This window comes from Saccharothrix ecbatanensis, assembly GCF_014205015.1.
Classification (GTDB): Bacteria; Actinomycetota; Actinomycetes; order Mycobacteriales; family Pseudonocardiaceae; genus Actinosynnema; species Actinosynnema ecbatanense.
The window spans coordinates 3776145-3789013 of the sequence record NZ_JACHMO010000001.1 but is presented as its reverse complement, the minus strand read 5'-3'; the positions used below and the strand labels follow the sequence as shown (position 1 = coordinate 3789013).

At 68.4% G+C, this 12869-nt stretch carries 8 protein-coding genes and 2 pseudogenes; 7 read left to right on the top strand and 3 right to left on the bottom strand.

All coding sequences use genetic code 11. From position 1 onward, the window contains the following. The first annotated feature begins 86 nt into the window (after positions 1-86). The 5 genes from F4560_RS15905 (at position 87) to F4560_RS15885 (ending at position 6852) form a co-directional block, all read left to right on the top strand. Positions 87-647: a hypothetical protein gene (locus F4560_RS15905; protein WP_184920832.1), complete on the top strand. Its 561-nt coding sequence runs from the start codon at positions 87-89 to the stop codon at positions 645-647. Positions 648-1238: 591 nt separating this feature from the next. Further along, a complete protein-coding gene (locus F4560_RS15900) occupies positions 1239-2279 on the top strand; it encodes a substrate-binding domain-containing protein (RefSeq protein WP_184920830.1) in 1041 nt (346 codons plus the stop codon). Positions 2280-2377: 98 nt separating this feature from the next. Continuing rightward, positions 2378-3925, top strand: coding sequence for a sugar ABC transporter ATP-binding protein (locus F4560_RS15895; protein WP_184920829.1), 1548 nt, complete (start codon positions 2378-2380; stop codon positions 3923-3925). Beyond that, entirely contained in the window at positions 3922-4959 is a 1038-nt protein-coding gene (locus tag F4560_RS15890) for an ABC transporter permease (RefSeq protein WP_184920828.1), read from the top strand. Before F4560_RS15895 ends, F4560_RS15890 begins: the two co-directional genes overlap by 4 nt. Before the next feature lie 240 nt (positions 4960-5199). Then, positions 5200-6852, top strand: coding sequence for a glycoside hydrolase family 27 protein (locus tag F4560_RS15885; protein ID WP_184920827.1), 1653 nt, complete (start codon positions 5200-5202; stop codon positions 6850-6852). 60 nt (positions 6853-6912) lie between these two features. Here the strand turns inward: F4560_RS15885 and F4560_RS46640 are convergent. Then, positions 6913-7059: pseudogene (locus F4560_RS46640) on the bottom strand (NPCBM/NEW2 domain-containing protein); the annotation flags it as partial. A 332-nt stretch (positions 7060-7391) separates the two neighbouring features. On the opposite strand from F4560_RS46640, the pseudogene F4560_RS15875 reads away from it, so the two are divergent. Next, a pseudogene (locus F4560_RS15875) lies at positions 7392-7700 on the top strand (IS110 family transposase); the annotation flags it as partial. Positions 7701-8339: 639 nt separating this feature from the next. Here F4560_RS15875 and F4560_RS15870 read toward each other — a convergent pair. Further along, positions 8340-10223, bottom strand: a complete 1884-nt coding sequence (locus F4560_RS15870; RefSeq protein WP_184920826.1) for a recombinase family protein — start codon at positions 10221-10223, stop codon at positions 8340-8342. A 338-nt stretch (positions 10224-10561) separates the two neighbouring features. Continuing rightward, a complete protein-coding gene (locus F4560_RS15865) occupies positions 10562-11917 on the bottom strand; it encodes a hypothetical protein (protein ID WP_184920825.1) in 1356 nt (451 codons plus the stop codon). A 292-nt stretch (positions 11918-12209) separates the two neighbouring features. Between F4560_RS15865 and F4560_RS15860 the strand changes: the two genes are divergently transcribed. Next, on the top strand, positions 12210-12434 hold the full coding sequence (locus F4560_RS15860; protein WP_221483513.1) for a hypothetical protein: 225 nt from the start codon (positions 12210-12212) through the stop codon (positions 12432-12434). The last annotated feature ends 435 nt before the right edge of the window (positions 12435-12869 follow it).

Below are 12869 nucleotides of genomic sequence, written 5' to 3'. Positions count from 1 at the left end.
AAGGGGAAGGTCGTTGCCGTACCCGCGGCGTCCCCTCCTGTGCTCGGCCCGCTGGACCAGCGGGCCGTTCGACGTGTTCCAGCGCGTTGACGGCGGTCGTGGAGGGCGGTGCGTTCGGGAGCGCTGATCGTGTCGTAAACAACCTGCCGGGCAAACATGAGCCGGACGCCGTATCACAATCCGTCCGCCTCGTGCAGGACGTGCCCGTCCGCGGCGTGCGCGAGCGCCGCACTCGCCTCATCCACTGGGACATCACCGACCTCGGCGAGCAACTCGGCGTGCGCGGGCGAGCGGCCTCGACCAGGCGAACCGTGGTGGCAGGCAGCGTGGCCAGGAGGTCGGCCATCGCGTCGCGCAGCAAGACGGGATCCTTGACCGCGTCGAGCAACCGTCTGGCCCGCACGCTGCCCCGCATGCACCGCACCTTCGGGGTCGCGCAGGGCGCGCAGCGTTCCTCGACCACGGCTGGGATGCCCGCGGTCCGCTCGTGCAGTCGGGCCGCGAACTCCGCCGAGACCTTTTCCGCGCCGAGACGGGCCTCGGTCAGCCCCCGCACCCCGGTCGACAGCCGAGGTGGCGCATGCGCGGAAATCTGCATCCGGACGCCGACGGCTGCGGCCTGGTCGCCGCCCTGTCGACCGGAGTAAGCCGGTGCGAAGCTCGACCACAACCAAACATGATTGAACATCAGTGATGGCGCAGTGACAGATTGCAGCAGCGAAGAGCACCCTGAGTGACCGTATCGAGTCAGTTTATGGAGTATACGCAATTTAACTGCGGGCCGTACTCGCAGACCTAGACAAGAACAAACAAAGATGTACAGTTCGGTCACTCGAGTCACAGTGTCGAAGGCGGCGGAGCGGGGCTCACCTAACAGTGAAGTCACCGATCGTCGATGGGCCACGAGTCCGTCTACCTAGCCATATGCCTTCGTCCTGGGTCTACGCGGACGTCGTGGCCGCCAGGCGGGCGGCGCACCTCCAATTGGACTGCACTCTGCAAGTCACCGTGACTCAACTGTCGTAAACAACAACGGACGAAAACCATCGTGGCCTTCCGGTGGGCGAGTTGCCCTCCTCTCAGGGGAGTCCGCCAAGTCAGGGCCGGTGTCCGAACGGACTGTGCCCTGGGTGGTGAACGGCCCGAGGTGGTGTGCGCCCATCGCGTTGACCGACGGCCGGTCGACGCCGCCTCGATAGAGCGCGGAACGGGTCCCGATTCCAGTGAGAGGAACGACGATGTTGTCCAGAACGACGCGCGTGTCCGTCGTGGCCATGTGTGCCGCGGTTGCGAGTTTGGCCGGTTGCTCGTCCGGCAGGGAGATCACGCCGGTGGGGGACACGGGCACGGCATCAGAGGGCACGGTTTCGATCGCCTACCTCCAGAAGCAAGGAGACCAGGAGTACTTCGTCGGCGAGGCGGCGGGGGCCAAGGCCGCGGCGGAGGAACTCGGTGTCGAGCTGTCCGTGGTGAACCTGGGCAACGACGCGAACAAGACGGTCGGTGAAGTGCAGGCCGCGATCGCGCGCAAGGTTCACGGACTCATCGTGGTGGTGCCTGATCCCGCGGTCGGGCCGCAGGTGGCGCAGGCGGCGAAGTCCGGTGGCGTCGCCCTGTTGACCTCTGACGACCAGGTGTGCGTGGACGGGCCGGATCCTGGCAAGTGCGCCAAGGACAAGCTGGTGCCCCGTGTGGGTTTCAGCGGCGCGCAGATGGGTGCGGAGATCGGCAAGCGCGCCGCGGAGGAGTTCATGAAGGCCGACTGGAAGGCGGAGGAAACCGCCGTGATCGCGGCCTGGAAGCAGGACGTGACGGTCTGCACCGACCGCGTGCAGGCCGCGCAGCAAGCGTTCCTGGACTCCGGCGGCGCGTCCGTGAAGATCATCGAAGTCGGCACCGATAACACGCCCACCGGCGCCCAGGACAAGGTGGCCGCGACGATCACCGCAAACCGCGCGGTGAAGAAGTGGATCGTGTGGGGCTGCAACGACGAGAACGTCTCGGGCGCGGTCACCGCGCTGCAGAACGCCGGGAACGACCCGGCCGACATCGTCGGCATTGGCCTGGGCGCGTACCTGGCGTGCAAGGACTGGCGGAGCGGCAAGCCGACCGGCATGAAGGCGGCATTGTTCATCAACGGTCACGATGTGGGCCGCCTCGCCGTGAAGACGCTGTACGAGCATGTCAAGGAGGGTAAGGAGATGCCGGCCGAGGCACTCGCGCCGACCAGGATCGTGGACGCGTCGAACTGGCAGCAGGCCGGTGTTCCCTGCTCCTGACGTTCATCGCTCCCACTGACAGCGGCGTGCCGGGCGTGCGACACCCTCCCGCGCTCGGCACGCCGCACCCACCCCCCCGCACACCCGATAGAGGAACCATGCCTACACCACGGTCCCGCGTCGGTCCTCCCGACGTCCTGCGCGTCACCGGCATCACCAAGCGTTTCGGCGCCGTCCAGGCGTTGAACGAGGTGGCTCTGGGCTTCCCCGCCGGTCAGATCACGGCCCTCATGGGCGAGAACGGTGCCGGCAAGTCCACCCTGATCCGAGTCATCACCGGTGACCACCGGCCCGACACCGGCAGCACCCTGCTCGATGATGTGCCGGTCGACCTGCACGGCCCGGCGGACGCGCGTCGCGTCGGGATCCGGGTGATCCCGCAGGAACCGGAGATCATCCCGCATGTGTCGGTGGCCGAGAACGTCTACGCCGGCAGCCTGCCGCGGCGGCCGGGCCGGTTGCTGGACCGCCGCGCCCTGCGCGAGCGCATGACGGCGGACCTCGACCGCCTCGGGTTCACGGGTCTGCTGCCCGTCGACGCGTTGGGCGGCGAACTGACCGCGGCACAGCGGCAGTTGGTGGAGATCCTGCGCGCGGTCACCGCCGACGCGCGTGTCATCGCCTTTGACGAGCCGACTTCCTCGCTGTCCGACCACGAGACCGAAGCACTGTTCCGGTTGATCCGGACCATGCGCGACGACGGGACGGCTGTCATCTACGTCTCCCACCGGATGCGCGAGATCTTCGACCTGGCCGACCGGATCGCCGTGCTGCGCGACGGCGCGTTGGTCGGTGTGCGCGAGACGTCCCGCACCGTCGAGGCCGAGATCGTGCGGATGATGGTGGGACGCGACCTGTCGGCGGTGTACACCCGGCAGCACCACGCCACCGACCGGGTCGTGCTCGATGTGCGCGAGGTGAGCACCGAGGACGTGCACGACATCGACCTGCGGGTGCACGCCGGCGAGGTCGTCGCGTTGGCGGGACTGGTCGGCGCGGGACGGTCGGAGTTGGCCCACGCGCTGGCCGGGGACGTACCGCTGACGTCCGGACAGATCACCGTCGACGGCGCCGCTGTCCGCCTGCGCACGCCCGCGGACGCCATCCGCGCGGGCATCGCGCTGGCGCCCGAGGAGCGCAAGGCGCAGGCGTTGCTGCTGTCCCAATCCATCCGCCACAACGCCGCCTTGGCCGTGCTGGACCGGTTGCGTCGATTCCGGTTATTGCGCTTCCGCGACGAAGGCCGACTCGTCGGCGGATTCGTATCCCGGTTGCGGGTGCGGTGCTGGTCGATCGAGCAGGAGGTCGGCACACTGTCCGGCGGCAACCAGCAGAAGGTCGTGCTGGCCCGCTGGCTGGCGAGCAAACCCAAGGTGCTCATCCTCGACGAGCCCACGCGCGGCATCGACGTCGGCGCGAAGACCGAGATCTACCGCATCATCAGCGATCTCGCCGCCGATGGCGTCGCGCTGCTGGTCATCTCCTCCGAACTCCCCGAAGTGCTCGGCTTGGCAGACCGCATCGTGGTCATGCAACACGGCCGCATCACCGGCGAACTCGACCGCCGGGAAGCCACCGAGGAGAAGGTCCTCGCCTTGGCCATGCATGACGACCTGACCACGTCCGCCTCAGGAGGCTCCCGATGACGACCCGCACCGTCGAACCACCGTCGGCTACGGCTCTCGCGGCGGAGCCCTCGCCCGGACCGGTACGCCGGGTGCTGCGCGCGATCGGGGGCCAAAACCTCAGCCTGCTAGCGGGGTTGCTCCTCGTCATGACGGTGTTCGGTGTCCTCGACCCCGCCTACCTCAGCGGCGACAACCTCGCCGTCATCGGCCAGACCGTCACCATCGCCGGGCTGCTGGCCGTCGTGCAAACGGTCGTGATCATCTGTGGGGCGTTGGACATCTCCGTCGGGTCCCAGGCCGGGCTTGCCTCCGTCGTCAGCGCCATGGCCTTCACCGCCACCGGAGGATCCGCGGCGGCCGGCGTGGCCGTCGCGGTAGCCACGGGTGTGCTCGCCGGGCTGGTCAACGGTGTGATCATCGTCTACGGGCGGGTCAACGCCGTGATTGCCACGCTCGCCACGCTCGCAGCGTTCAAGGGGTTGGCGCAGCTGGTCTCCGGTGGGCGGGCGCAGGGCTACGTGATGGGCGACGACCTGTTCATCTTCCTCGCCCGCGGCTCCGTCGCCGGACTCCCGGTCCAGGTCTGGATCCTCGCCGTCGTCGCCGGTGCCGTCCACGTCCTGCTGCGCTATACCGACATCGGCCGCAACATCCACGCCATTGGCGGCAACGACACCGCTGCCCGCCTCGCCGGCATCGACATCAACAAGTACCTCGTGGCCGTCTACGCCCTCGCCGGTCTCGTCGCCGCGCTCGCCGGCATCCTGCTGACCGCCCGCACCGGCAGCGGTCAACCCGTCTCCGGCAGCGAAGGACTCGAACTCCAGGCCATCACCGCCGCAGCCCTCGGCGGCTGCGCGCTCAAGGGCGGCAAGGGAGCCGTCGGCGGCACCCTGCTCGCAGTCGTCCTCCTCGGCGCACTTGGCAATGGCCTGACCGTCGTCGGTGTCAACACCTTCTGGCAGAACATCGCCCAAGGCACCCTCCTGGTCGCCGCCGTCGTCGTCCAACAACGCCGCAACAGCACCCGTTCCGTCGGCCTGCCGACCTGACGTCGCCGCCGCTGTGAACGCCTGCGCACCACCGTCGAGCACTAACGGTGATGACGTCACCGTCAAGCGCACGACCTCCACCGCCACCGGGGACATCGCCCGGTAGGCCGGCCCCTGCGTGCATGGAGATCAACCGGGTTCCGACGCTGACCACCTACAACGCCGGCCGGCCGTCCTCGGAGGAACTCCGACAACCGCAAACCTTCTGTCCCCAGCAGGAAACGAAACCAAGGAGAGGCAATGACGCCCACTCGATCGTGGAAGCGACCCTTGCACCTGGTCGCCGCCGCCGTCGCGCTCGCCGCGGTGGTGACCGCTGCGCCCTACACCCCGGACGAAGCCGTCGCGGCTCCTGACAGTCCCGCGCTCACGCCCCCGATGGGGTGGAACTCGTGGAACTCCTTCGGCTGTGACATCGACGAGGACAAGATCCGCGAGGCCGCCGATGCCATGGTGGACTCCGGGATGCGCGACGCGGGCTACCAGTACGTCGTGGTCGACGACTGCTGGTTCGACCCGAACCGCGACGGCGACGGCAACCTGCGCGGCAACCCCGACCGGTTCCCCAGCGGCATGAAGGCACTGGGCGACTACATCCACGACCGGGGCTTGAAGTTCGGCATCTACATGTCGCCGACCGACAGCACTTGCGCGCAGCGGACAGACGCCTACCCCGGTGACACCGGCAGCGGTGGGCACGAGGTCGAGGATGCCCGCACGTTCGCCTCTTGGGGGGTCGACTACCTCAAGTACGACTGGTGCAGCAGCTGGGGCACCCGCGACGAGCAGATCGCCCGGTTCACCACGATGCGCGACGCCCTGCGCGACACCAAGCGCCCGATCGTCTACAGCATCAACCCCAACAGTTTCCACGCCGTCACCGGCGACAAGTACAACTGGGGCGAGATCGCCGACCTGTGGCGCACCACCGAGGACCTGCTCGACATCTGGCAGAACGACAACACCAACAGCTACCCCATGGGGGTGGGCAACGTCGTCGACGTCAACGCCCCCCTCGCCGCACAGGCCGGCCCGGGACACTGGAACGACCCCGACATGCTCGTCGTCGGCCGGCCGCGGCTCACCCTCACCGAGTCGCAGTCGCACTTCGCGCTGTGGGCCCTCATGGCCGCGCCGCTCATCGCGGGCAACGACATCCGCACCATGTCGGACGACATCAGCGCGGTCCTGCGCAACCCGCGCCTGATCGCGGTCAACCAGGACAGCCTCGGCGCGGGCGGACGGCGCGTGCGCGACAACGGCAACACCGAGGTCTTCGCCAAGCCGCTGTCCGACGGCTCGGTGGCGGTCGGCCTGTTCAACCGCGGTGACAGCACGGCCACCATCTCCACCACCGCGGCGCAAATCGGTCTGTCCGGGGGACCGTACTCCCTGACCGACCTGTGGACCGGCGGCACTTCGAGCACCTCCAACACCATCTCGGCGAGCGTGCCCGCGCACGGCGTCGCCGCGTTCCGGGTCAGCGACGGCGAGCCGATCGCCTCCACGACCTCGCGCCTGCGCGGCGAGGGCTCGGGCCGGTGCGTGGACGTGGAGGGCGCCTCCACCGCTGCCGGAGCGGCCACCCTGCTGTGGGACTGCCACACCGCCGCCAACCAGCTGTGGACCGCCTGGGCCGGTGGTGAGATCCGGGTGTTCGGGAACATGTGTGTGGACGCCGAGAACCGGGGCACCACCAACGGCACCCGTGTCATCACGTGGCCGTGCAACGGGCAGGACAACCAGCGGTGGACGTTCGAGTCCGACGGCACGATCCGCAACGTCGGCTCCAAGCTCTGCCTCGACGCCGAGAAGGCGGGTACCGCCAACCTCACCAAGTTGGTCCTGTGGACCTGTAACGGCCAGAGCAACCAGAAGTGGGCCCAAGTGTAACCCTGGCGCCCCGGTCGGATGCGGAACATCGGTGTAGGCCAAGACCTGGCCTACACCGATCCAGGTCTTGAACCGCCGGCAACCGCGTCCGAGGTAGACCTGCACCGCAGCGTCGGCGTGCGGGCCGAGTCCCTTGGTGTAGGTCGTGGAACAGTCACCGTCGCCGGTGCCACCGTTGTTGGTGTCCCGCTCGACCGGGGCCCCCATCCGCTGGACGGGGCGAGCCAGGCCATGTCGCTGACCCGGTAAACGCCGGCAACAGGCGGGGCGACTGCGGTTCCGTGGCACGACACCAGTACATGACCACGCTGTGCCCGGCACCGACGCGCTGATCGCCCCTGACATGGTCGACTGGGTTTGGACCACAGGTCCTTCAGCGAGTAGGAAGTGGACCCGCCCAGCCCTGATTTCGCCTGCGGTGGTAAGACCGTGGTCGTCATTGTGGCGAACCGTTCGGATCGTTTCCGCAGCCTGTATACCTGTTCAGACGGCTTCGACCACGAGGCCTTCGCGACGATCGTCGAGGGAACGGACAGGCTCGCCCGGTCGACGTCGGCGACGAGGCCCTGGCCGAGCTGGACGTCCTGGTCGGGTTCGACGACGACCTGGCCGGCGAGGCCACCCGGATCGGCAACCGCATCCGCAGTCTGCTCAACGGCGTCCATCCCGCACTCGAACGCGCCATCGGGTCGAAGATCGCCCACCGGCGGTGCTGGAGATCCTGTCCCGCTGCGGCGGCCCGACCGGCATCGCCAAGGCCGGCCGCCGCAAGCTCAGCGCGATCGCCACCGGCCCACGCGCCTCGGATGGGCGGGAAGCTGGTCGCCGCGATCATGACGGCGCTGGACAGCAACGGCGATCCGACCCCAGAAGTGTTCGAATCATCAAGGGGACTGCACACCGGCGAGAGCGCGGTCCGAGCGATGCGACTTCGATCAGGTCACGGGCTCCGCGGTCCCTGCAACCGCGGCCGAGCGTATCGGTGTCCGAGCAAGCCAGCAGTCGCAGCCGCGCGCAGACACCGGTCCGCGATCGTGGGGACGTGCCCGTGTGCAGCAGGTCGACGCCGGGCGGACAGGACGATGAAGTGAGGGGTCAGGTAGTCGGCGCTTCACGTAGCTGTGATCGTACCGGTGAACATGTTTCACGACATGGACTTCACCGGCACGTACCACCGTGTCGTGAACCACGTGGCGGACCGGCGGCCATCTCGGAACTGGACGAAGCGCTGACCCCCCGATTACCGGGCGGGCAACGATTACGTTGACCGAACGGCATTTCGTCCGGCGCGGCGTTGCAGCAGAAGTCCATCGCACCAAGAAGGCGGTGGCCAGTAACACCACTATGTCAGGCCCAGCCCACTGTGGACGGTGTGACATCGGAAGTTCGTCTGTGCTACGTTCTTCGTGTGACACGTCCCCACGGCGGACGGGGAGCACACAAGATCATCTTCGGACACATAATTCGCCCCGCGAGGTAATTCCAGGTCATCTGGAAGCTTCGTGGGGCATTGTGTTTCCCGACGTCGTTCCAAGCCTACCTGATGGGCGTTGCTGGTGGGGCGCCTGTCGGCGTGAGGGCAGGAGCAGTGGGCGGCGTCCGGTACTTCGTGCCCAGCCCTGTCGACCGGGGTCGTGGCCGAGTTCGCTCGGCGGTGGGTGCTCGGCTCGCCCGACCCGGAAGGCGTCCCGCGGCCGGGTGGCACCGAACACGACGTGAAGCCGGGGGCGCTGGTACCGCCGCTGTGGCACTGCGGGACGTTTCGAGCGGAGAGGCCGCCGTGCGGGGCGGGTTCCGCGAGCCGGTGCGTCGACCTGGCTCGCGGGTGTGTCGGGCTGGTCCGCCTCCGAGGTGGTCGTGTAGCTCAAGGCCAGCAGGAGCTGTCCCCCTGTCCGTCCACAGTCTTCGTTCCCGGGCATGCCGTGGACAGGCTGCGGTGTGGGGCGTCTGCGTGGTGCGCGTGCTTGTGTGGTGGTGCTGCGGTCGAGGAGTGTGACGCTGCCGGCGTCGCAGCGGAAGGCGAGTCCGAGTTCGTCGATTAGTCGTGCGGTCTGTTCGGGGTCGGGGTTGTCGGCGATGCCCGCGGTGGCGAGGTGTGCGGCGATGCGGGGGAGTAGGTGGTCCTCGCGGAGATAGAGGTTGCCCGGTGCGCCCGCTGGTCGGGTCCGGGCGGTGGTGTGGCCGTGGCGGCAGCGATAGGCGGCGCGTCCGTGGGAGCGGTGGGAGTCCATCTTTCGCCCGCACAACCCGCACTGGAGTCGGCCCGCCAGCAGATAGACGGTCTCGCCGTCATCGGCGTCGGCCTGGCTGGAGCTTTGTCTGGTGGCCTGGATGGTCTGGGCGGTGACGAAGTCCTGTCCGGTTACGAGCGGTGTGTGGGCGATGCGGGTCGAGATGGCCCAGTCGTGTTGCTGGTTGCGGATGCTGGTCCGTCGGCCGGTGGGGGAGCGGGTGGTGCGGTCGGCGCTGGTGCGGTTCCATACCTGGTGGCCGGTGTAGCGGGGATTGCCCAGGATCTCCACCACCGTGCGAAGCGACCAGCTGGCGTGATCGACTTGGGCCCTTTCGCGTTCCGCGTCCACCCCCGACGGGCTGGGCACGGCCTGCTCGTTGAGGTGGCGGGCGATATGCGCGGCGCTGTGCCCGGCCAGACGCAAGGAGAAGATCAGCTTCACGACGGGTGCTGTGGCCGGGTTCGGCACGAGCCGCTGCTGCCGTACCCCGCGCCGCGCCAGTGCCCGGTTCGGGTGCGGTCCGGCGTCGACGAGGCGGTAGCCGTAGGGCGGTCTGCCGCCGAGATAGCGTCCCTGCTCGACGGTCTGCATGCGCATGGCAGTGACGACCCGGTGGCGGGAGCGCAGCACCTCTGTCTGTGAGCGTGCCGAGAGCAGCGACAGCAACGCCTCATGGGCGGGGTTGGCGAAGTCCACCGGTCCCTCGGCCTCGGGCAGCCACAGTTGCACCCCGTACTGCTCCAGCACCGCCCTCAGTTCTCGCACTTGGGCGCCGTCGAGGAAGGCGCGCTCGTACTCGCCGACCACGACCGCATCGACCAGGTCCGCGTTGGCGGCGATGTAGCGCAGCATTGCCGCAGCCCGAGGCCGCAAGTGCCAGGGCACTTGACGAGAGCAACCGACCTCGAAGTACTCGCCCGTGATCAGGCCGTGCCCATCGGTGAGTCTGCGGGAGACATCCAGTTGCCATGCCCGTGAGGTGCGGGGGTCCTGGTGCTCATGGGTGGAAGCGCGGCCGTAGAACAGGAATCGCAGACTTCCGACCGGCGCGGCGTCCATGGCCGGGATGCCCGGCGGGATGGTGGCGGCGATCCACTCGGCGAGGGTGGTCGGGAGCGGCAGGGCGGACACCATCATGCGCGGTCCTTGACTCGGAACGGGAGTTGGATGCCGAGGTGACGAGGCATCCACGCCGCGATGACGAAGGATTTCGGAGATACGCCCGGATGGGCTAGTGCCGCGATCTCGGGTCGTTGACCCGGGAACCGTTCCGATGGGCTGGTTGGCAGGCTGGTCCCCCAACGGTTATCGGGAGGTACTCGTGGATCGCCGTGCCGAGGGACACCGATCGGATCCACGCGCGGCACGCCCGAAGATCCCGGCGGCCAACAGCACCATGAGCGTGCCAACCTGAGCCGACCTCGCGACGACAGTGGGCGGGACCAACCGGCGTCGAAGCAGCATCGGCGCCGAATTCAGTCCTCGTCTTCCTCGATGTCCGAGTCGTCGTCGGTGTCCTCCTCGGGGATGAGCACGGCGCGGATCGCCTCTCCCACGTCGTTCAACTGCGCGACGGGAACGGTGAGTTCGCCTTCGTAGACGCGGTGGTGTCCTCGTGCGGTGATCCGCCAGGCGCCGCGCAGTTCGGTGATGTCGGGCGCGTGGACGACCAGGGCGAACTCGTCGGGGTCGGTGTCGTGCACGCTTCGGGGGCGCAGTGCCTCCAGCGTCACGGTGAGCGTCGTCGACCCGTCGTTGCGGTACAGCACCCCGGTCCTTGTGGCGGCTGGTCGGATCACGTCGCCGCCCAGGAGGCTGGGGAACATTGCCGACGGGGGCAGCAGCGTGGTGGCGCCCCACCGGACGGGAAGGGCCGGCAGCGGTGAGGCCAGGTCGACCTGATCGGGCTCGACCGGGTCGACGGCGGTGACCTCGCCCTCGATGTGGATCTGCACCTGCACGTTCTCCAGGAACGCGTCACTGCTGTTGTGGATGCGCAGCACAGTGCCGTGTCCGGCGTAGCCCGCGAGGTGGTCCAGAACGGCTGGCCAGGCTTGCCGTACCTCCTGTTCCCAGGACTCGACCTCCGCCAGGAACTGCTCCGGATCGCGGCGGTCGGCGAACGCGAACGCGGTGGGCCAGGCGACCCGGCCGATGGCACCGGCACGGATCCTGACGCGGGCCGATGCTTCACCGAGCCGCTCGCGATGCGCCTGGAGGTAGTGCTCCAGCACCTCGTCGTAGCCGTGCGGGTGCCGCACCGCGCGACCGACGACGGCCACGTCCAGCTCGGCGGTGACGGTGTGCTGTCGGCTCCGGTCGACCATCGCGCGGATCTCCGCGCCCTTGGCCAGTCGGGTCTCCCCGTCGGCCCGGACGAAGATGGCCCCGTCGGTGAGTTTCTCGGGCCCGTCGCTCAGGCACGTCCATAGACTGCCGGTCGGCGGATCGACGACGATGACGATTACGTCCCTGCCCTCGCCTGCGGGGATGCGCTCGAAGTCCCACCGGGGGCCGGGCGTGCCGGTGTAGCGGGCGACGAACCGGGCCAGTTCCATGGCCTCGAACGGCGCGATGCCGGTGACCGCGCCGGAAGCGACCCCGAGGACCATCAGGGCGTGCCCCTGGAAGTAGCGGGCCGCGGTGTCCGGGTCCCGGTTGGCCGCTCCGAGGATGAACTTGACCACCTTCGCCCGGCCCGCCGTCCCGGTGAGATCGACATCGGACTTCAGCTCCAGGAAGTGCCGCTCGACCCGGTCGTCGGTCTTGCCGAGGGCGTCGATCAGCGCCATCCATTCGATCTGCCCACGCGGCAGCACCGAGAAGTCCATGACCCACCCACCTCGAACGCACTGTTGAAGACGTCGGAATCTACCGACCACCACCGACAACCCGCCCGACCATCAGCAGTCTCCCGAGACGGGCACTCGCGTCCGGAGGCTGTGGAGGCGGCTCAGCAGGTGCGGTCAACGGTGGTCGACACGGACTGAGCGCAGCGTTCGAGCAGCGCCTCGCATCCCCTCGACCCCAACTCCAGCGCGGGCACCTACCGCCCATATACACCTCTGACAGGGCAGACGGCCGCTCTAGGATTGTCGGATGCCGCCGAGTCGAACAGCCACCATGCACGGGCCGATCCTGCTCGACTGCCACGACTTGGACGCCGCAGTGCGTTCCCTTGCAGTGGCAGGCGGCCGCCCGGAAGCGGCGCTGATCGAGGCGATCACGTCGGTCGACGTCGACTGGACCAGGGTGACGGAGGAAACCGAAACTGCAATACCGCGCCGAGCGTTCGCACTTCTCGACCTTGTCGACGATGACTTCCGATTCGACGGCACCGCGACCTGAGCGACCTACGCGCCCAGTTCGCCACCCTGCGCGCCAACGCCACCTGTCCTACACCAGATCCGACGGCCCGGCGGCATGCCGGGAGTCGAGCATCGGCATGGGCAGCGGCGCGGCCATGGCCCGCGTACTGGTGGTCATATCCAAACCGGGTAGGTTTAGCTATCAATCGAACCTCGCGGAGTTTGCCGAGGTAGAGGCGCTGCCAGTCGCACCTTCGACGTGGCTCGGCCGATTGGACAGCTGCTGCAGGAGTCGCAACTCGTGGGGGCACCGGGTCGTCGCCCGGTGCCCCCACCGCACCGGACTTCGTGCCCCGTGAACTCCGCCGGGCGGTGAGGCCGAGTGCTGAACAGCCGTTGGAGGCTCACGTGACAAGCACCGTGAACCAACCAGCCTGCACGATCGCACGGCGCATCGGTTACCCGGTCGGCGGGC